Origin of the sequence: Sedimentibacter acidaminivorans, assembly GCF_017873955.1 — a bacterium.
Lineage (GTDB): Bacteria > Bacillota > Clostridia > Tissierellales > Sedimentibacteraceae > Sedimentibacter > Sedimentibacter acidaminivorans.
In genome coordinates, this window is sequence record NZ_JAGGKS010000005.1 from 91299 (window position 1) to 111262 (window position 19964).

Annotated in this window: 23 protein-coding genes and 1 riboswitch; all 23 genes read left to right on the forward strand. The window is 30.4% G+C overall.

Annotation, left to right across the window (positions count from 1 at the left end):
- Positions 1-80 precede the first annotated feature (80 nt).
- The 23 genes from J2Z76_RS09280 (at position 81) to J2Z76_RS09390 (ending at position 19963) form a co-directional block, all read left to right on the forward strand.
- The gene (locus tag J2Z76_RS09280; RefSeq protein WP_209511768.1) at positions 81-578 is read left to right on the forward strand and encodes a ferritin family protein; all 498 of its coding nucleotides are present in this window, start codon (positions 81-83) and stop codon (positions 576-578) included.
- Between the two features lie 99 nt (positions 579-677).
- A riboswitch (purine riboswitch) is annotated at positions 678-779 on the forward strand.
- A gap of 127 nt (positions 780-906) precedes the next feature.
- Positions 907-2064 carry a BMP family ABC transporter substrate-binding protein gene (locus tag J2Z76_RS09285; protein ID WP_209511769.1) on the forward strand — a complete coding sequence of 386 codons (1158 nt, stop codon included), beginning with the start codon at positions 907-909 and terminating at the stop codon, positions 2062-2064.
- 130 nt (positions 2065-2194) lie between these two features.
- A complete protein-coding gene (locus tag J2Z76_RS09290; protein ID WP_209511770.1) occupies positions 2195-3730 on the forward strand; it encodes an ABC transporter ATP-binding protein in 1536 nt (511 codons plus the stop codon).
- A complete protein-coding gene (locus J2Z76_RS09295; protein WP_209511771.1) occupies positions 3723-4817 on the forward strand; it encodes an ABC transporter permease in 1095 nt (364 codons plus the stop codon). The genes J2Z76_RS09290 and J2Z76_RS09295 overlap by 8 nt, the downstream gene beginning before the upstream one ends.
- Positions 4817-5773 carry an ABC transporter permease gene (locus J2Z76_RS09300; RefSeq protein ID WP_209511772.1) on the forward strand — a complete coding sequence of 319 codons (957 nt, stop codon included), beginning with the start codon at positions 4817-4819 and terminating at the stop codon, positions 5771-5773. Before J2Z76_RS09295 ends, J2Z76_RS09300 begins: the two co-directional genes overlap by 1 nt.
- A 196-nt stretch (positions 5774-5969) precedes the next feature.
- Entirely contained in the window at positions 5970-7004 is a 1035-nt protein-coding gene (locus J2Z76_RS09305) for a DUF4886 domain-containing protein (RefSeq protein ID WP_209511773.1), read from the forward strand.
- A 126-nt stretch (positions 7005-7130) separates the two neighbouring features.
- The gene (locus J2Z76_RS09310; RefSeq protein ID WP_209511774.1) at positions 7131-7370 is read left to right on the forward strand and encodes a DUF362 domain-containing protein; all 240 of its coding nucleotides are present in this window, start codon (positions 7131-7133) and stop codon (positions 7368-7370) included.
- 173 nt (positions 7371-7543) lie between these two features.
- Positions 7544-8134, forward strand: a complete 591-nt coding sequence (locus tag J2Z76_RS09315; RefSeq protein WP_209511775.1) for a hypothetical protein — start codon at positions 7544-7546, stop codon at positions 8132-8134.
- 266 nt (positions 8135-8400) lie between these two features.
- Entirely contained in the window at positions 8401-9585 is a 1185-nt protein-coding gene (locus tag J2Z76_RS09320) for an MFS transporter (RefSeq protein ID WP_209511776.1), read from the forward strand.
- Between the two features lie 321 nt (positions 9586-9906).
- Entirely contained in the window at positions 9907-10758 is an 852-nt protein-coding gene (locus J2Z76_RS09325; RefSeq protein WP_209511777.1) for a nitroreductase family protein, read from the forward strand.
- Positions 10759-10840: 82 nt separating this feature from the next.
- Positions 10841-11386 (forward strand): prolyl-tRNA synthetase associated domain-containing protein, encoded by a 546-nt coding sequence (locus tag J2Z76_RS09330; RefSeq protein WP_209511778.1) that lies wholly within the window; start codon positions 10841-10843, stop codon positions 11384-11386.
- Positions 11387-11437: 51 nt separating this feature from the next.
- Entirely contained in the window at positions 11438-12631 is a 1194-nt protein-coding gene (locus J2Z76_RS09335) for an aldo/keto reductase (protein WP_209511779.1), read from the forward strand.
- 18 nt (positions 12632-12649) lie between these two features.
- The gene (locus tag J2Z76_RS09340; protein ID WP_209511780.1) at positions 12650-13021 is read left to right on the forward strand and encodes a VOC family protein; all 372 of its coding nucleotides are present in this window, start codon (positions 12650-12652) and stop codon (positions 13019-13021) included.
- A gap of 114 nt (positions 13022-13135) precedes the next feature.
- A complete protein-coding gene (locus J2Z76_RS09345) occupies positions 13136-13411 on the forward strand; it encodes a flavodoxin domain-containing protein (protein ID WP_209511781.1) in 276 nt (91 codons plus the stop codon).
- Between the two features lie 15 nt (positions 13412-13426).
- Positions 13427-13864: a 4Fe-4S binding protein gene (locus J2Z76_RS09350; protein ID WP_209511782.1), complete on the forward strand. Its 438-nt coding sequence runs from the start codon at positions 13427-13429 to the stop codon at positions 13862-13864.
- A 61-nt stretch (positions 13865-13925) separates the two neighbouring features.
- Positions 13926-14300, forward strand: coding sequence for a fluoride efflux transporter CrcB (gene crcB / locus J2Z76_RS09355; protein ID WP_209511783.1), 375 nt, complete (start codon positions 13926-13928; stop codon positions 14298-14300).
- 156 nt (positions 14301-14456) lie between these two features.
- Positions 14457-15914, forward strand: coding sequence for an amino acid permease (locus J2Z76_RS09360; RefSeq protein WP_209511784.1), 1458 nt, complete (start codon positions 14457-14459; stop codon positions 15912-15914).
- A 181-nt stretch (positions 15915-16095) separates the two neighbouring features.
- Entirely contained in the window at positions 16096-16569 is a 474-nt protein-coding gene (locus tag J2Z76_RS09365) for a permease (RefSeq protein ID WP_209511785.1), read from the forward strand.
- Positions 16569-17111, forward strand: a complete 543-nt coding sequence (locus tag J2Z76_RS09370) for a permease (protein WP_209511786.1) — start codon at positions 16569-16571, stop codon at positions 17109-17111. The genes J2Z76_RS09365 and J2Z76_RS09370 overlap by 1 nt, the downstream gene beginning before the upstream one ends.
- Positions 17112-17303: 192 nt before the next feature.
- Positions 17304-17558: a DUF5320 domain-containing protein gene (locus tag J2Z76_RS09375; protein ID WP_209511787.1), complete on the forward strand. Its 255-nt coding sequence runs from the start codon at positions 17304-17306 to the stop codon at positions 17556-17558.
- A 64-nt stretch (positions 17559-17622) separates the two neighbouring features.
- Complete coding sequence (locus tag J2Z76_RS09380; RefSeq protein WP_209511788.1) at positions 17623-17994, forward strand: DUF134 domain-containing protein; 372 nt, start codon at positions 17623-17625, stop codon at positions 17992-17994.
- A 22-nt stretch (positions 17995-18016) separates the two neighbouring features.
- Positions 18017-19567 carry a glutamate synthase-related protein gene (locus J2Z76_RS09385; protein WP_209511789.1) on the forward strand — a complete coding sequence of 517 codons (1551 nt, stop codon included), beginning with the start codon at positions 18017-18019 and terminating at the stop codon, positions 19565-19567.
- Between the two features lie 27 nt (positions 19568-19594).
- Positions 19595-19963 (forward strand): NifB/NifX family molybdenum-iron cluster-binding protein, encoded by a 369-nt coding sequence (locus tag J2Z76_RS09390; RefSeq protein WP_209511790.1) that lies wholly within the window; start codon positions 19595-19597, stop codon positions 19961-19963.
- Position 19964 lies beyond the last annotated feature (1 nt).

Below are 19964 nucleotides of genomic sequence, written 5' to 3' on the forward strand. Positions count from 1 at the left end.
AAAAATGTTTAAATTAAATTAAGATATGGTATATATTAAAATAACAGTGAAAATTTTTATTAATCTAAGGAGGAAAAAAGGTGTATAAAGAAGAATTAGCAATAATTTCCCAAGCTATATTAAATGAAGTTGAAGGTCGTGAGTTTTATTTGATGGCTAGTGCACAAGCTACTTCAAATGGTACTCAGCAAGCTTTTCTAGAATTAGCTAATGAAGAAAGAAAACACGAGGAATATCTTAAAAAATTATGGAATGAACTAAGTGGTGGATCAGAACTTGATATTGAAAGTGTACTTGAGACAGGAATAGAAATTCCTTCTCCAAAAATCTATCAATGGGGAAAAGTTGACAAAGATAGTATATCTTCTACTATGTCTGTATTTAGTGTAGGCATGCAAATGGAACAGCATTCAGTGAAGTTTTATGAGGATGCTAAATCGAAATTATCATCTAGAGCAGGTAAAGAATTGTTTGATTTATTGATAAAATGGGAAAATGTTCATTTGACTCAATTTAATGAACAATATAAATTATTGAAAGAAGAATGGTGGTCTTATCAAGAATTTGCACCATTTTAATTATATTGCAATTTAGTTCACGACAATTAATTACATATTAGGTTAAATATTGTATTGCGTATTTTAAATATTTAAGTTATAATACAAATGATAAAATTACAATTAAATAATTATTGCATCAATATAATATGGATAATATGGATCCAAAGTCTCTACCGAACAACCGTAAATTGTTTGACTATTGAAGTTTTTTTGATTTTTATTATATTATATATGATGCGAATAGTTTACTATTCGCTTTTTTATATTGTCAATATTATTTAGTGTAAATGTAAATACATAGGACAATAGGACAGGTGAAACGTCCCCGTGTCCGGGAGGAGAGAAAATGAAAAAGTTATTTAAGATTGTTTTAACATTAGGATTGGTATTAACATTATTTACTGCTTGTGCACAAAAACCAGCAGCACAAGAGCCTGCAGCACAAGAACCATCTGAAACAAAGGAATTTCCAGCAATAGCAAAAGAAGATATTAAAGTAGGTGTTATTCATATTGGTAACCCTGCAGATGGATCTGGTTACACATATGCACATGATCAAGGAATTGTAGGAATGCAAGAAGCTATTGGTCTTGAAGATAGCCAAATTATTCGTAAAAATAATGTGAACGATAGTGATCCAACAGCTACAGAAACTGCAATACTTGAATGTATTGAAGAAGGATGTAATATTATATTCGGTACAAGCTGGGGATACATGGATACAATGGAAGCTTTAGCGGCAGAATATCCTGATGTAATATTCTCACATGGTTCAGGATATAAGAGCAACGATGCAAACTTTAATAATTATTTTGGAAGAATATATCAAGCTAGATATTTAACTGGTATTGCTGCTGGTTTAAAAACAGAATCTAACTTAATTGGATATGTAGCAGCTATGGGCCAAGATAATTCAGAAGTAACAGGAGGCCTTGATGCATTTGCATTAGGAGTATATTCTGTTAATCCTGATGCTAAGGTTTATGTAAAAGTTACAAATAGCTGGTTTTCTCCAGAAGAAGAAACAAATGCAGCAAAAGCATTGTTAGGTGAAGGTTGTGACGTAATTGCACAACATTGCGATACTCCAAATCCACAATTAGAAGCTGAAAAAGCAGGTGCATTTGGTATTGGATATAACTCAGACATGTCTAAAGATGCTCCAAAAGCAACATTGACATCAGCGGTATGGAACTGGGCAGCATATTATACTTGGGCAGTTGAAAATGCTGTAAATGGAACTTGGACAGGCGAGAACTATTATGGTGGTATGAAAGAAGGATTAATTGCTATTTCTCCTATTAATGAAAGTATAGTAGCAGATGGTACAATTGAAGCAATAGAAAGTGCAGAGAAATCTATGCTTGATGGTAGCTTTAATGTATTTGATGGTGTGATTGAAACTAACGATGGAAGTACTGTGGGAGAAGAAGGTAAAACTTTAGATGATGCAACAATTACTGGTGGAATTAACTGGTATTTCAAAACAGTAACAGTTAAATAATAAAGATATTTAAAATAGTAAAAAGATGGGTCGGTTAGCTTTGATTTACGCATGCGTACTAAAGGAGGCTGACCCATTATTATTGTTAGGAGGCAGAAAAGTCTTCTAAAATATGTAGATAGGAGGTATTATGTCAGATTCTAGTACAACAAGATATGCAATTGAGCTTAAAGATATTACAAAAACTTTTGGAAGTGTTGTTGCTAATGAAAACATCAACCTTTCAATAAAATATGGCGAAATTCTAGCTTTGCTTGGAGAAAACGGTTCAGGTAAAACAACTTTGATGAATATGTTGTCGGGAATTTATTATCCTGACGCTGGTTCAATATCTATTTCAGGTGAAGAGGTTGCAATTACATCACCTACTGATGCAATTAATTATGGAGTAGGAATGATTCATCAGCATTTTAAATTGGTAGAAGTTCATAATGCGATGGATAATATAGTGCTTGGCACAAAGGAAAAACATCTAAAACCAATCGTGTTAAAAGAAAAGATATTAAATATTAGTAATAAGTTTGGGCTAGAAATAGAGCCTGAGAAAAAAGTATATAATATGTCGGTGAGTGAAAAACAAACAGTTGAAATTATGAAGGTGTTATATCGAGGAGCAGAAATTTTAATTTTAGATGAGCCAACAGCAGTGCTTACACCCCAAGAAACAGAAAAATTATTCGCAATATTACGTAAAATGAAAGATCAAGGAAGTGCAATAATAATTATTACTCATAAGCTACATGAAGTTTTATCAATTAGTGATAGAGTGGCAATTCTTCGTAAGGGTAAGCTAATTGATACTGTTGAAACAAAAGAAACAAATGAAAAACAGTTAACGGAGCTAATGGTTGGAAGACCTGTTAGTTTAAAAATTGAACGCCCAGAGGTGGAAGAGAAAAAAACTATTCTCAAGGTAATAGACCTTTCTGTTATGAATGAGGATGGGACAATGGGTTTAAATAATATTAATTTTAAACTAAAAAAAGGTGAAATATTAGGAGTCGCAGGAATTGCAGGAAGTGGTCAGAAGGAATTATGCGAGTCAATAGCAGGACTTATGAAAGTAAAAACAGGTGCAGTTTTATGCAATAAAGAAAATATTATAGGTAAAACCCCTGATGAGATTATAAAATTAGGAATCAGTATGAGTTTTGTGCCAGAGGACAGGCTTGGTATGGGTCTAGTTGGAACTATGGGAATGGTAGAAAACATGATGTTAAAATCCTATAAAATTAATAAGGGATTTTTTATAGATAAAAAGCCAGCAAGAAAATTATCAGAAATATTGGTTAAGAAGCTAGGTATTGTAACACCAAATGTTGAGACACCAGTAAGAATGATGTCTGGTGGAAATGTTCAAAAAGTATTGTTAGGTAGAGAAATAGAGTCGAATCCTAATGTATTAATAACTGCATATCCAGTGAGAGGGCTTGATATTAATTCTTCTTATATGATTTATGATTTATTAAACGAACAAAAGAAAAAAGGTGTTGCAATTTTATTTATTGGTGAAGATTTAGACGTTTTATTAGAGTTGTCCGATAGAATTATGGTGTTGTGTCATGGAGAGTTGAAAGGAATAGTAGACGCTAAAGAAACAACTAAAGAAGAGCTTGGACTCATGATGACAGGGAAAAGTTTACAGGGGGTTGATATAGATGAATAATATAAATAATAAATCAAAACAACCTTTGATGCGTACTGTTAAAAGGGCTGAGCGTTCTAAAATGGATATACTTAAACTAAGAATAATTGCATTTGTACTTGCTTTATTTGCAGGTGGCTTATTTATTCTTTTAATAGGGTATAACCCAGCACAATTATATGGAACAATTATTTCTGGAGCATTTCGCAGTGAGATGGCAATTCAAGCAACAATAAAATTTATGATACCACTCCTTATTTCTGCACTTGGAATAACATTAGCATTTAAAATGAAGTTTTGGAACATAGGCGCTGAAGGTCAAATTATAATGGGTGCTATATTTGCTTCATATTTTGCCTTGTTTCACAGTAATTGGCCACATTTTTTATTACTTTTAGTAATGTTTGTAGCTGGATTTATTGGAGGAGGATTGTGGGGTTTGATACCTGCATATTTTAAATCTAGATTTAATACTAATGAAACATTATTTACACTAATGCTAAATTATATAGCATTGCATGTTATATCATTTTTGCGTGATGGTCCATGGAAAGATCCTGGTTCATCGGGATTCCCTAAAATTGCGAGATTTAATGCAAATGCACATATAGATAAAATATTTGGAGTTCAATTTGGTTGGATTATAGCTTTGATTTTAGTTGTTGTTTTATTTATTTATATAAGAAATACAAAACAAGGTTATGAAATAAATGTTGTTGGTGTTAGTCAAGCTACTGCAAAATATAGCGGTATGAATGTAAAGAAAATTATTCTTCGTACTATGATTTTAAGTGGTGGTATCTGTGGTATAACTGGAATGATTCAAGCTACAGGATCAGATATGACTTTGGCAGCATCTGTCGCAGGTGGAGTTGGTTTTACTGCAATAATTGTTGCATGGCTTGCTAATTTAAATCCATTTGGAATTTTGATGGTTTCATTTTTATTTAGTGTTTTGGAAAAGGGTAGCAGCGTAATGCAGTCAACTTATGGATTGTCAACTTATTCAGCAAGTGTACTTCAAGGAATAATACTGTTTTTTATATTAGGATGTGAATTTTATATTCGTTACAAGTTTGTATTTAGAAGTAAGGGTGGTGTTAAATAATGAATATATTTTTAAATTTTTTAATAGCATCAGTTCTTGCTGGAACACCTCTTTTATTTGGTACAATTGGAGAAATAATGAATGAAAAAGCTGGTCATTTAAATTTAGGGGTTGAAGGGATGATGGCTATGGGTGCTTGCGCAGGTTTTATGGCAGGATTCATGAGCAATAACCTATTAATAGCATTATTAGCTGCGTTTGCTGCTGGAATGATAGGCGCATTAATTTATGCTATTTTAACAATAACATTTATGGCAGACCAAAATGTTACAGGACTTACTTTAACTATTTTTGGAGTAGGTATTTCAAATTTTTTTGGTGAATATATGCTTGTTCATTCGGAAACTAATTCATTAAAGCTACCAGAGCAAATTACAGCTCAGCTAAGTAATATTAATATACCGTTTTTAACTGATATACCAGTTATTGGTCCATTGCTTTTTAATTACAATGCTTTCGTGTATTTGGGAATCCTGACAGCAATATTATGTGGAATTTATTTAAATCATACTAAACTAGGATTAAATGTTAGAGCAATTGGAGAAAATCCAGGTGCTGCAGATGCAGCTGGAATTAAAGTTACAAAACTTAAATATTTTAATGTGATGTTAGGTGGAGGAATTTGTGGCATTGGTGGAGCTTATTGCTCAATGATAATAAATGGTGGTGTTTGGATGAGTAATAGTGTAAATGGTATGGGATGGATTGCTGTTGCGCTTGTTATTTTTGCCTCGTGGAGTCCAACGAAAGCTATATTTGGTTCTTTTGTTTTTGGAGGCTTTAATATTTTGAAATATTATTTTCCGAAAAGTATAATAACTATTCCAAATGCGTTCTATGATATGCTTCCGTTTATTATAACTGCACTAGTATTAGTAATTACTTCAATTCGCAAGTCAAAAGAAAATTCACAACCAGCAAGCTGTGGGGTAAATTACTTTAGAGAAGAAAGATAATAATGAGAATTTGGCAGGTCTATTGGAAAGTCATAATTATATGATTTTCTAGTAGGCCAGTTTATATTTTAAGCTAAAGTTAAGTAATTTTAGTTGATTTTTCAATTTAAAAATGCAATAATAAATATAAGGAATTAATGAAAAAAGGATGAATTATGGTAATGAAATATAAAGCAAGCAAAAGGAAGTGGACGTAATGATAAAAAAAACAATCTCGTTTCTAATTATTTGTATAATGGCTTTTTCAATAGTTATTCCTAATGATATATATGCTTTGGAAAGAGATTATACAGAAACTTTAGATATTAATACTATACAGTCTTTTATTGATGAAGGCCAAAGCCTATTAAGAGTATTAAACTTAATAAAAAATATTGAAAAAGAATTAATATATAAAACAATTGATATTGATTTTAATCCAAAAACTGTCAAAATTCTTGCTATAGGAAATTCTTTTTCAGAAGATGCAGCATATTGGCTTTATGATATAGCTAAATCAGCTGGAGTGGATGTAATTGTAGGTAATGTATATTTTAGTGGATGCTCATTAAAAACACATTGGAATAATGCTTCTAACAACAATGCAACATATACATATTATAAATGGACATCTTCTACAATGGAAAAATTGGAAAAGCAAACTATGAAGTCTTGTATACTTGATGAAAGATGGGATTTTATAACTTTTCAACAAGCATCTCCAGATTCAGGTATATATAGTACATTTCAACCATATTTAAATAATTTAATTGGTTATACAAAAGGCATATCAAGAAATAAAAATGTTAAATTAGCACTTAATATGACTTGGGCATATGCAGAGAACAGCACAAATGAAAATTTTGAAACATATAATAGCGACCAAAAAATCATGTATAATTCAATAATTAATTCATATAAACAAGCTTCTTTTGACTCTAATATAGACATTATTATACCCTGTGCTACTGCCATTCAAAATGCTAGGACAAACTCTTTGCTTAGAGCTGTTGGAAATGAGTTAACTCTTGATGGATATCATCTAGAAGAAGATATTGGAAGATATATAGCTGGATTAACATACTTCGAAACTTTAATAGTTAAAAATTGGGACAAAGAAAAAAAAGATATTAATGATGTAACTTTTATGCCTAACATAAATGATAACAATAAAGAGTTGGTGTCGTTAGTAAAAAATGTAGTAAATAATGCAGTACTTAAACCATATACTGTTACAAGAATTGATAAATAAGTTATAAACAATTTTTTTAAAACTATAAGAAATTTTCTTATAGTTTTTTTATGTGATAACATCACTGAAAAAGCCGTAAATAATATTTATAATAGCGATATATTAATTTTAGAGAGGAATTAAGTTATGTCTATATTTGGATTATTTGAAAAAAACGATAAAAAAGTTAAAGATTTAAGTAATAAAACATTACGTGTACAAAAATTAAGATGTCCACAAAATCATAAGTGTCCAGCGGTTAGGGTTTGCCCAGTTGATGCTTTATCACAAAGTAAATTTGAAGCTCCAAAAATTGATTTGAAAAAATGTATCAAATGTGGGAAGTGTGTAAGGTATTGTCCAACTAGAGCGCTTGGATTTGAATAAAAAATAGAAACCTATTTATATATAAATAGAAAACCATAATATAAAATAAAAATATTACAATTGATAATTGTATTGATATATTAACACCAGAAGTTATCACTTCTAAGATAAATAATCTAAAATTATTTGATTGTATATTTTTTTGCAGAAAGATTAAAAAATCGGAGGGGTTTATGAACAATTTTATAAAAAATATTAAAAACAATAAATATCTATTTGTAATCAATTTACTATATTTTGCACTTGGAATTGTGAATATAAATTTTGCGCTTTTAGGATTTATTTGTATGATGCTTCCTATGTATTTGCTAATAAAAACAAATAAGAAAACCTACTGTCAAGGTTATTGCCCTAGGGCTAATCTTTATACAAAGGTTGGTAAATCAACTAATAAATATTCTGGTAAAACACCAAAGTATTTCATTAATGGAAATATGAAATGGATAATGCTATCATATTTTGGTATTAGCTTGTTTTTTATTATGATGTCAACTATTAGAGTTTCATCAGGATTAATGATGCCAATGAAAAGTTTAAGATTTTTAATTTTATTTACAGTTCCATTTGAAATGATACAACTTATAGAATTAAATAATATATTACCTTGGATTACACATTTATCTTATCGTTTTTACTCTATGATGATGACTACAACTGTCATTGGTTTAGTTTTGGCCCTTATATACAAACCTAAAACATGGTGTGTAATTTGTCCAATAGCTACAATTTCGGATGTATATTTAAAGGCTAATAAAAAATTGTAATGTTTAGTTGGAAACGGTTAGTTTTTTATTAAAATGATTGATTATTTAATATGATTAGATATATAATGGATACGAAAGTTATAATATTCCTGTTTATTAACATTATTAGGATTTTAATTATTTTGATTAAATGAATGAGGTAAGTTCCATACAAACTATGATATAATTAGTAAATATTAAAAAGTAGAGAAATCAATCTATTTACGCAGAATAATTTAATAAATTACCATATCTATATAATTATTAAAGATAGAGAGGAAAATATATTGTTAGAGCAAAAACAGCAACGAACAACTAGTTATTATACTAAGTTGATAGCAGTTTCTATCGGGCATTTTTTCAATGATTTCTACATGAATTTGATCCCACCTATTTTATTTTTATTCGTTCAAGCACTTGGTTTAAGTTTAGCTCAACAGGCATTTATTGCTTTTGTAATTACAAGTGGTGGTTCGTTTGCACAGCCAGTTATCGGATATTTAGTAGATAAACGAGGGAAACCATATTTAATTATTTATTCTTTGATGTGGATATCTTTTTGGATGTCCATTTCTGGAATAATCTCAAATTATTATTTATTAGTTATAGCATTAGGATTAGGCTCTTTGGCATCTGCTCTGTTTCATCCGCTGGGGTCTGCAATGGCTGTAAGGCTGGGAAAAAAGTCAATGGGTAAAAGTTTATCGATTTTTATGACTATTGGGGGTTTTGCTGCTTCAGTATCACCTATGGTAGCTATTCCAATAGTAAAAAGTTATGGTTTAAGTTCGCTAGTCTTGTTTATGATTCCTGGTATTCTGATTGCATTTTTTCTTTACTATGCACAAGTACAAAAGGTTGAATTGAATCAATCTATTGAGAAGAAAGAGAAAAAAAGCGAGAAATTTGATTTTCATTGTGCAAAGTGGATTTCTATATTAGTTTTTATATCATCAAATAAAGTTCTTGTTAGGAGTTTTTTGATTACATTTGGAGCACAAATAATGCTACTAAAACAAGTTAGCGTTGAAGTTGCAGGAGTAGTATTGTCAGCATATTTACTGGCTAATTCACTAGGTACTATTATAGGGGGATTTTTAGATGATTTAATTGGAAGCAAGAGAGTATTGTTAATCTTTAATTTGTTTGTTTTAATTTGTATGTCTTTAATTGTATTTATGCCTAGAATATTTATGGTGATTGGCTTTGTGCTTATGGGGTTTGCTTTAAGTGGTTCAAGTACAGCTAATATAGTAATGACACAAGGCTTAATGCCTAAAAATATTAATGTTGCGACAGGATTAATTATGGGATTTTCAGGTGGATTAGGTGGACTTATAATGTTAGCATTTGGTAAAATAGCAGATATACATGGACTGCTTACAAGTGCATCATATTTGTTGATACCTCTTGTTCTAGTAGTTTTTACCACTTTAATATTGCCAAATGAAAAGTCTATTGAAGATATGTAGTTAGAAAGTAAAGAGCTGTGAATAAAATTTTACACAAATTATATAAACATCATATTTTTTTATATATAGTTTATGGTTATTATTATTTTAGAAAATTTACTTTTTAGTTTGATCCCTCATATGTCAAATAATTTCTAGTGATATGCCCATCTTTACTATTAGCAGTTTAATTATAAATTGTTAATAGTAGAGGTGGGCATATTTTTTATGGAAAGAAAAATTACTATTAATTAGCATATATATAACATTTTTGTAAAACATAGACTTTAATAATAATAATGTGTTATAATTAATTTATTAATAAAAATTTAAGGAGCTAATATGGAATACGAAAAACTAGCTACAGAACTTATAAAAGAAAGAAAATCTACGAGGACATTTGATACAAATGATATAGATAAAGATACTTTAAAAAGACTCAATGATTATATTGCAGAAGTTAATAATGAGACAACAAAAATTAAAGCAAGGTTTATAATAATCAGCAATAAAGATAGTAATATAACTGGAAAAACATCAGAAAAACTCGGAACATATGGTGTAATATCAGGTGCTAATTTATTTATTGTTGGAATTTTAGATAAAGATGATAAAAGAGCACTTGAGTTTGGTTATTGGTTTGAAAAAATAATTTTATTTGCTACCGATATAGGTTTAAAAACCTGTTGGCTCGGCGGGACATTTAATAAGAGTAATTTTGAACAAAAGTCAAATTTGCTTGAGAATGAGTTTATACCAATCATTTCCCCAGTAGGGATAAAAAAGGAAAAATCAAGAGTCCTTGAGGTTACGATGCGAGCACTTGTAGGAGCTAATAAAAGAAAAGCTTGGAGTGAATTGTTTTTCAATGAAGATATGTCTTTACCATTGACAGAAACTAGTGCTGGTAAATATAATATACCGTTAGAAATGGTTAGATTAGGACCTTCTGCTTCAAACAAGCAGCCATGGAGAGTTATAAAAGAAAAGGGATTATACCATTTTTTCCTATGTAGAACAAAAGGCTATGGTGTTGTGGATTTTGATATGCAGAAGAATGATTTAGGTATAGCAAAATGTCACTTTGAATTAGCTACAAAAGAATTAGGGTTAGATGGCAATTGGGATATAATAGAAGGTATAACTGTACCAAATGATTGGGAATATGTTTACACTTGGATATCTAAAGAATAGATATTGATAACAATAAAGTGAATCTGATAAAATATTATCATAAATGTACAAGCGTAATAAGGATTAATAGGAGAATAAAACAATGATAAAAATAGATAAAACGTTATATAATTTAAGACCTACGGATGAAAATAGGCTTGAAAAGGAAATGGTTACATATGATTTGTTGGATAAACTTAATATTTCATATATTAGAATAGACCATGATGAGACTGCAACTATAGAAGATTGTATTGAGGTTGAAGACCTTTTGGGAATACAAATATGTAAAAATTTATTTCTGTGTAACGCATCAAAGACAGATTTCTATTTACTTTTAATGCCAGGTGATAAAAAATTTGTAACAAAGAATTTATCAAAGCAAATTGGAAGTTCAAGGCTATCTTTTGCTGGCGGTGAGTATATGGAGAAGTTTTTGAATATTACACCTGGATCTGTTAGTATACTTGGGCTTATGAACGATAAGGAGTGCAAAGTTAAATTGCTAATTGATAAGGAAATAGTTGAATCAGAGTATTTTGGTTGTCATCCATGTATAAATACTTCTAGTCTAAAAATAAAAATATCTGATATATTAAATAAATTTTTACCTTATACAGGACATGATCCATTAATAGTAGAGCTCTAAAATAAAAGACATATTTTTTATTTATAAATAAATTTATCAAGGAGAGTATAAATGCTTACAAAAGCAAATCAAAAAAATGGTGATATCCTTTCTATTTTAGGATTTGGTTGCATGAGATTACCTACGAAGGGAAATTCAATAGATGAGACAAGAACTATAGAAATGATTCACGATGCTATAGAAAAAGGTGTAAATTATTTCGATACGGCATATTTTTATCATGGTGGAAAAAGTGAATCAATGCTTGGTAAAGCACTATCAGGTGGCTATAGAGAAAAGGTTAAAGTTGCAACTAAGCTTCCTCCTTTTTTGGTTAAAAATTTAGATGGCGCTAAAAAGATTATGTCAACTCAACTTTCAAAATTACAAACAGAATATATTGATTACTATCTCTTACATATGCTAACTGATAAACCTATGTTTGATAGATTAGTTTCGTTAGGAATTATGGAATGGCTAGAGGAACTAAAAAGAGATGGCACCATTAAAAATATAGGATTTTCATTTCATGGAGGAAAAACTGATTTTGAATTAATTGTAAAAGCATATCCATGGGATTTTTGCCAAATACAATACAATTACTTGGATGAAAATAATCAAGCTACGAAATCAGGTTTACTTTTGGCATCATCTTTGGGAATTCCCGTCATTATAATGGAACCATTGCGTGGAGGTAAATTAGTTAATAATTTACCTCAAGAAGTAATTCAAACATTTAAAAATTATGATTCGGAAAGAACTCCAGCTGAATGGGCATTAAGGTGGATATGGAATCACTCTGAAGTAAATGTTGTATTGTCAGGTATGAGCACTGAAGAACAAATGAAGGAAAATATAAAAATTGCAAGTGATGCAAGAGAAAACTCTCTAACAGAAGGAGAAAATAAAATTTTCGATAAAGTCAAATCAGTAATGTTGGAAAAAACAAAAATACCATGTACTGGTTGCGGTTATTGCATGCCATGTCCATATGGAGTTAATATTCCAGGTTGCTTTTCTAGCTATAATGATAAATATTTGTTAGAAGATAAACTCATGAGGTGGAAGTATATGCAAACATTAGGAGCTATGTCAGAGAAACCAGCTTTTGCATCTCAATGTGTCGAGTGTGGTAAATGTGAGAGCCATTGCCCTCAAAATATTCAAATACGAAAAGAACTTAAAATAGTTAGTAAAGAGATGGAAGGTATTTTGTTTAAGCCTGTTGTAAAAGTAGCAAGAAAATTTTTAAAAATTAAAAAATAAGATTTTAAGGAGGCAATTATGAAATTTTTATGGACTACAATTATTGTAAAGGATATGGAGGAATCAATTAAGTTTTATGAAGAAGTAGTAGGATTAAAGGTTGTTGATAAGATTAGTGCAGGACCTGATATGAATATTACATTCTTGGGTGAGGGTGAAACTAAAATTGAATTAATATGTAGTGAGAAACTTAAAAATATGGACCCAGGAAATGCTGTTACATTAGGCTTTGAAGTAGATTCCTTAGATGATATGATTGATTTTATAAATAAAAGAGGTATTTCAATAAAAACAGGACCAGTACAACCTAATCCAAGTTTGAAGTATTTTATAATACACGATCCAAATGGTATAAAAATTCAATTCGCGCAACATTTGAATGGAAAATAATAAATTTAGCATGTCAAATTTTAAGGATACCATATATTAGCGTATTAAAATTATAGTTTTTAAGTTAGTATATATTCAACAAAGAAATTCATAGAAAGATGAGATATAATTAAGATGAGTAAACAAGTTAATTTGCTATATTTTAGTGCAACTGACAGAACTGCTCAAGTTGTTAAGGCTGTTGCAGATGGAATGAACAGAGAAATTAAAGAATACAATATTACATTACCTAAAAATCGAGAATATGATATTAACTTTAAAAAAGATGAAGTAGTTATTATTGGAGTTCCTGTTTATGGCGGTAGGATTCCGAAATTTTTAGAAGGATTTTTAGATAGAGTAAAAGGTAATAATACAGCTGCTATTTTAGTTGCTGTTTATGGTAATTGAAATTATGATGATTCTTTGGTTGAGCTTAGGGATATTGTTGAGAAAAATGGATTTATTGTTTTTGCAGCTAGTGCATTTATAGGAGAGCATTCTTATACTGATAAAGTTGCAACAAATAGACCAGACACTAAGGATTTGCAAAAAGCCAAAGAATTTGGTGTTAAAGCAGAAGAAAAAATATCTTTTTCACAAGACTTATTGAATGCAAATAAACTTTTCATAAAAGGGAATTTCCCATATAAAGAGAGAAAATTAGGAGTAAAATGTGCACCTGAAACAAATATAAATTGTACCAATTGTGGAATATGTGCTGATAACTGCCCTATGGAAGCCATAAGTTTTAATAATTATAGAGATATAGATGCTGAAAAATGTATCAATTGTTGTAGCTGTATACAAAAATGTCCTAGTTCAGCTAAATCATTTGTTCATGAACATATCATTAAAGGGTGACTTGGTGATAAAATAACAAATCTAACAAACAATACCACAGCACTGTAAGGAGAATAAGAAAATGCAAAATATTTTATATGTTGGATTAGGCGGTTTCATTGGAGCTTCATTGAGATATATTATTTCATTACATTCATCAAGAATTTTAGGTACACAACTACCATATGGAACTTTAATAGTTAATGTTTTAGGAGGATTTTTAATTGGTGTTATAATGGAATTAAGTATAAAAAATAATATGATGTCTCAAAGCTTAAAATTGTTTCTAACAACAGGCATAATGGGTGGACTAACTACATTTTCCACATTTAGTTATGAAACAGTTGCTCTTTTTAGTGGTGGAAGTTATATTTTAGGAATGGTTAATGCAGGATTAAATTTATTTTTAAGTATATCAGGAGTTATATTAGGAAAATTGATTACACAATTTATTTAAAATCATAGTTTAAAAAATTTTATCCATTTATCTAAAATAGTTTTAAAGGATATAATTCTAATAATAAGAAACAATAATTTTGAACAAATTAATTATATACATTAGTTTGTTAATCTTATATTAGATTATAAAATTTAGAATAAATGGAGAAAAATTATGGAAAAAAAACAAAAAGGTTTATCTGCGTGGCAGCTTACAATGATGGCGCTAGGAACCGTAATTGGAGGTTCGTTCTTTCTTGGCTCTTCAGTAGCCATTAATGCAGCTGGACCATCTATACTAATTTCATACATAATTGGAGGAGCTTTAGTATATTTTATTCTTTTTGCACTATCTGAGATGACTGTAGCAAGTACAGAAACAGGTTCTTTTAAAAGTTTTGCATCGAAGTCATTTGGACCAGGAGTTGGTTTTGTTGTTGGATGGGTTTATTGGACTGGGATGATATTTGCGATGTCTAGTGAAGCTACTGCAGTATCAATTTTTGTACGTGCGTGGTATCCTAATGTATCTATAGCTTTTCTTGGTACTTTAATTATTGTTGGAGTAACACTGCTTAACCTGCTAGGTGCTGATAAGTTAAGTAAATTGGAAAGCGGGCTAGCAGCTGTTAAAATCTTTGCTATTATATCATTCATAATTATAGCAATATTATTAATTATAGGTGTAATTACTGGTAATAAACCAATTGGTTTTGGTGAATTAGCTAGAGAACCACTAATGGCTGGAGGTATCAAGAGTATTGCAGGAAGTATGCTTATTGTTATGTTTTCATATGCTGGTTTCGAAATAATTGGTTTAGCCTCTTCGGAGGCAGAAAATCCACAAAAAACAATACCTAAGGCAATAGCTTATACTGTAATTTGTTTAGTAGGATTTTATATTCTTTCCATAGCAGTGCTTTTGCCATTAATCCCTACATCTAGTTTAAGCGAAGATGTGAGTCCTATGGTTGCTGCCCTTAATAGGTGGGGAATGGGATGGGCAGGTACTTTTATTAGTGTAGTTTTGATAACAGCTATTTTATCTACCATGCTAGCAGCTATGTTTGGATTAGGAAGAATGATGCGTTCTTTAGCAAATGAAGGTGATGCACCAAAGTGGCTTAAAGATAAGACTGATGTACCTTATAGAGGTATATTGTTTTCTGGTTTTTCTATGATTTTAGGATTGTCATTAGGTTATGTTTTTCCAAGAGTTTACTTGTTTTTGATTAGTTCAGGAGGGTTTGCAATATTATTTACTTATTGCGTAATTATGGCTACACATATACGATTTAGAAAAATAAATGGTTGTCCACCTGAGGGGAAGTGTCAAGTTAAAGGATATCCATATTCATCATGGATTGTTTTAATTAGTATGATAGGAATTATATTTAGTATGCCATTTGTGTCTGGTCAATCATCAGGGCTTGTAGTAGGTGTAATTATGACAATTGTATACTCAACAATTTATATGGTAATGAAAACATATAGAGGCTTAAAAAGAAAAAATGATTATGGAAATGATAGAACCTTCAGCAATAAAAGATATCAATCAATAATACCGGCAGAGTATTCAAATGAATTAATTGAAGAGATAAGTAATAATGATAAAGATAAGAAAAACCAATAATATTATTGATAATTATTGACATATGTCATAAATACTGTATAATAAAATCATGCGCGACATATGTCAATGTAATTTTAGATTGTGATTAAATCACAGATAACTCCAGTACTAATAGATATAATGAATAAAATTTCATAGATTTGTGACATTTATGTCAGTCTAAAAACATGGAGGATATATAATGGTAACTGCTTTATACATTATTGCTACTATAGCACTTTTTGCTTCTTTTCTAAAGAGCAAAGATAAAACTATGCTTTCTTTGAAAAAAGCATGGAAGTCATTTGAAAATATATTGCCACAGTTTCTTTCAATACTTGTAATCATAGGAGTTATGCTTGCAATATTAACACCTGAACAAATTTCACATTTAGTAGGGAGTGGTTCTGGGTGGCTAGGAGTAATAATTGCAGCCATAATTGGTTCTATTACATTAATACCTGGCTTTGTAGCATTTCCTTTATCCGCTGCACTATTGCAAAATGGAGCGGGATACATGCAAATTGCTGCTTTTATTTCAACGCTTATGATGGTTGGGATAGTAACCCTACCAGTTGAAATGAAATATTTTGGTAGAAAAGCTACTATAACAAGAAATGTATCAGCATTTGTTTTTTCTTTAGTAGTAGCATTTGTTATGGGGGTGGTAATGTAATGGAAAAATTAATAAAAATATTGAAACGTTATAAAATTTTTATTTTGCTTTTTGCAATAAATTTGATTATATTATTCCTTTATCCTAGTATAGGAAAAAAGTCAATGGAATTATCATTGAAAAACACATTTGAAATGTTGTCTGTTATACCACCAATATTTATTTTACTAGGATTATTAGACGTTTGGGTTAAAAGAGAAACAATGGTAAAATATATGGGTGAAGGTTCTGGATTCATAGGAATAATACTAGCTTTTTTTATTGGTTCTGCTGCAGCTGGACCACTGTACGCAGCTTTTCCAGTAGCAGGTGTGCTGTTGAAAAAAGGTAGTAAATTATCTAATGTATTTATTATGCTAGGAGCTTGGTCAACAACTAAAATTCCTTTGTTATTGTTTGAAGCATCTTCAATGGGGGTGAAATTTACATTGTTGAGATTAGTGTTAGATTTATTTGGAATTGGAATAATTGCATATTTTACGGAAAGACTATTGGCTAAAGATGAAAGAAAAGAAATATATACAAAAGCTTTAAATCAATAGAATTATGAAAATCCTACTAATTTATAACTAGTAGGATTTTTTTTATTAAGAAAGTTTTTTTCAGTCCTACTAGCGGAAGTTGAGTAGCAAATTTTTGGATTATTTTAAAAATAGTTATTGACATATGTCATAAAAGGAGTATAATGAAAATGAAAGCGACATATGTCAATAATATATAAGGAGGTAGCTATTATGCCTAATAGAGATGGAACTGGTCCTAATAGTATGGGATCAATGACTGGAAGAGGTCTTGGAATTTGTGCTGGTATTAATGGTGTTAACTTTGGCTTTGGAAGAGGCCGAGCATTTGGATGCGGACGTGGTTTTGGAAGAAACTTCATAAGCAATAACAATATTGCCAAGTCACAAAAAGAACTTTTAGAGGAGCAAAAATTAATTTTTGAAAAAAATCTAAAAGTTGTTAAAGAACAATTGGAAAAATTATAGTTATTTAATTAGCAGGAGGACGCTCTTGCTATTACCAATAAAATGTAGATGAGGTGAATTAATTATGCCTAGACCTAGGAAATGGAGAAAAGTGTGTAGCTTACCTGAGAGCAATCGGTTTGGACCGCTTAATTCACATGTTAATCAAGAAAATTTTGTAATAATGACTGTAGATGAATATGAAACGATTCGTCTAATTGATTTAGAGGGCTTTACTCAAGAAGAATGTTCAAATCAAATGAATATAGCACGTACAACTGTACAGGGTATTTATATTGATGCAAGAAGGAAACTTGCAGAGTCACTTGTTAATGGAAAAGTTTTAAGAATTGAAGGCGGGGATTATAAACTTTGTGATGGTAATGAGTTATCGTGTGGAAAAGGGTGTTGTAGAAATAGATGCGGTATAGAATTTGATATTGAAGTAAAAAAATAGTTTATATTTAGGAGGGTTTATTATGTCTTACAGTCCATCATTAGGAAGTTCAATAACTAATACTAAAATGCGAACTCCAGAACATACTTCTAGGTTTTCAGGTATGTGTGCAGTGTGCACTGCAAATTGTATAGGTAGTTGTGAAATAGGGTTATCAGCTATAAGAGGTTCGGAAGCTATATATCCATACCAAACAGATAAAAGTCAATTTGCTTCTGAAAAAGACTATCCATTAGACTTTTCTCAATTTAATATTAATGGAAGAGTATTTGGAGCTTTAGGTTGTCTTGAAGATTCAGATGTTGCGACATTTCCTAAAGTAAACATAGAAACTTCTTTTGGAATAAATAATAAAATAAACTTGAAGGCACCAATAATTTTACCAGCTATGGCAAAATTAAATTGGAAAGATTATTATGCTGGTGCAGCACTTGCAGGTGTTTTAGTTGTAATTGGGGAAGATGTTGTAGCAAAGGATAAAAACTTAGTTTTAAAAAATGGCAAAGTAGTTTCATCACCACTTATAGAGGAGATGGTTTCATCATTTAGAGAATATTATAGAGGATATGGAGATATAATTCTTCAAGCGAATTATGATGATGAAAATTTGGGAGTATTAGATTATGCTATTGAAAAATTAGGAGTAAGGTCGGTTGAACTTAAATTCGGGCAGGCATCTAAAGGTATTCAAGGAATGGGAAGAGTTAAATCTATTGATGATGCTCTTCATTTTCAAAAGATTGGGTATTTAATTTATCCAGACCCTTCAGATCCGGTTATAGCAGAAAACTATAAAAAAGGTATTGGTCAAGTTTTTGAAAAAATAGGAAAGTTACCTATGTGGAATGAGGATATATTGATTAAGAGGGTAAATGAACTTCGTGAATTAGGAGCAGAACATATTTGCTTTAAAACAGGACCATTCGACCCAAGAGACCTCATTGAAATTTTGAAAATAGCCTCAAAAGCAGGTGTGGATTTAGTAACATTTGATGGAGCAGGTGGAGGTTCAGGTAATAGTCCTACTAAAATGATGAATGAATGGGGCATGCCCACAGTTTATTTAGAAAGTATATTGTATGATATATTAAGAAAATTAAAAGAAAAAAATTATGCTATTCCGCAAATAGCAATAGCTGGTGGTTTTGCTATGGAAGATCAAGTATATAAGGGATTGTCATTAGGCGCTCCATATATTAATTTAGTTGGTATAGGCAGAGCTGCTATGGCAGCAGCTTTAGTAGGAAAGCAAGTTGGAGATTTAATAAATAATGGTATTGTACCAAAAGAGTACCAAAGATTTGGAACAACTGTTGAGGATATTTTTGGAGATATAAGAGAATTGAAAGGACTATATACCGATGTAAAAAATATTTCTCCTGGTGCAATAGGTTTATATTCATTTATTAATAGGATTTCAGTGGGATTAAAACAACTTATGGCACTTAATCGCAAGTTTTCTTTAGAATACATTGATAGAAGTGACATAATTCCACTAACTAAATTAGCCGCTAAAGTTACAGGTCTTGATACATATAAAGATCTATTGAAAAAAGAGTTGGAAAATATTTAGAATAATAAAATTACAGGAGGATTTTACATGAAAATTGCAATTCCAGTTAACGATAAAACAATGGATACAGATGTTTGTATATCATTTGGTAGAACACCATATTTCCTTATTTATGATACGGAATCAAAGGAAAGTACTTTTTTAGATAATGCAGCTGCTTCTAGTCAAGGTGGAGCAGGTATACTTGCAGCACAAACTATAGTTGATAACAAGGCTGATGCATTACTTACACCTAGATGCGGACAAAATGCTGCAGATGTTATAAATGCAGGCAATGTAAAAATATATAAAACTATTAATGACTCGTTAAAGGATAATATAGATGCCTTTAATAAAGGTGAATTAAAGTTACTTTCAGAAATTCATGCTGGATTTCATAATCACGGAGGTAAATAGT

Bases quoted from the DNA above. Each gene is read 5' to 3' on its own strand.
- J2Z76_RS09295 (WP_209511771.1), top strand. From the start codon at position 3,723: ATGAATAATATAAATAATAAATCAAAACAACCTTTGATGCGTACTGTT.
- J2Z76_RS09305 (WP_209511773.1), top strand. From the start codon at position 5,970: ATGATAAAAAAAACAATCTCGTTTCTAATTATTTGTATAATGGCTTTT.
- J2Z76_RS09310 (WP_209511774.1), top strand. From the start codon at position 7,131: ATGTCTATATTTGGATTATTTGAAAAAAACGATAAAAAAGTTAAAGAT.
- J2Z76_RS09365 (WP_209511785.1), top strand. From the start codon at position 16,096: ATGGTAACTGCTTTATACATTATTGCTACTATAGCACTTTTTGCTTCT.
- J2Z76_RS09370 (WP_209511786.1), top strand. From the start codon at position 16,569: ATGGAAAAATTAATAAAAATATTGAAACGTTATAAAATTTTTATTTTG.
- J2Z76_RS09300 (WP_209511772.1), top strand. From the start codon at position 4,817: ATGAATATATTTTTAAATTTTTTAATAGCATCAGTTCTTGCTGGAACA.
- J2Z76_RS09380 (WP_209511788.1), top strand. From the start codon at position 17,623: ATGCCTAGACCTAGGAAATGGAGAAAAGTGTGTAGCTTACCTGAGAGC.
- J2Z76_RS09340 (WP_209511780.1), top strand. From the start codon at position 12,650: ATGAAATTTTTATGGACTACAATTATTGTAAAGGATATGGAGGAATCA.
- J2Z76_RS09375 (WP_209511787.1), top strand. From the start codon at position 17,304: ATGCCTAATAGAGATGGAACTGGTCCTAATAGTATGGGATCAATGACT.
- J2Z76_RS09345 (WP_209511781.1), top strand. From the start codon at position 13,136: ATGAGTAAACAAGTTAATTTGCTATATTTTAGTGCAACTGACAGAACT.
- J2Z76_RS09335 (WP_209511779.1), top strand. From the start codon at position 11,438: ATGCTTACAAAAGCAAATCAAAAAAATGGTGATATCCTTTCTATTTTA.
- J2Z76_RS09285 (WP_209511769.1), top strand. From the start codon at position 907: ATGAAAAAGTTATTTAAGATTGTTTTAACATTAGGATTGGTATTAACA.
- J2Z76_RS09290 (WP_209511770.1), top strand. From the start codon at position 2,195: ATGTCAGATTCTAGTACAACAAGATATGCAATTGAGCTTAAAGATATT.
- J2Z76_RS09315 (WP_209511775.1), top strand. From the start codon at position 7,544: ATGAACAATTTTATAAAAAATATTAAAAACAATAAATATCTATTTGTA.
- J2Z76_RS09385 (WP_209511789.1), top strand. From the start codon at position 18,017: ATGTCTTACAGTCCATCATTAGGAAGTTCAATAACTAATACTAAAATG.
- crcB (WP_209511783.1), top strand. From the start codon at position 13,926: ATGCAAAATATTTTATATGTTGGATTAGGCGGTTTCATTGGAGCTTCA.
- J2Z76_RS09330 (WP_209511778.1), top strand. From the start codon at position 10,841: ATGATAAAAATAGATAAAACGTTATATAATTTAAGACCTACGGATGAA.
- J2Z76_RS09390 (WP_209511790.1), top strand. From the start codon at position 19,595: ATGAAAATTGCAATTCCAGTTAACGATAAAACAATGGATACAGATGTT.
- J2Z76_RS09360 (WP_209511784.1), top strand. From the start codon at position 14,457: ATGGAAAAAAAACAAAAAGGTTTATCTGCGTGGCAGCTTACAATGATG.
- J2Z76_RS09325 (WP_209511777.1), top strand. From the start codon at position 9,907: ATGGAATACGAAAAACTAGCTACAGAACTTATAAAAGAAAGAAAATCT.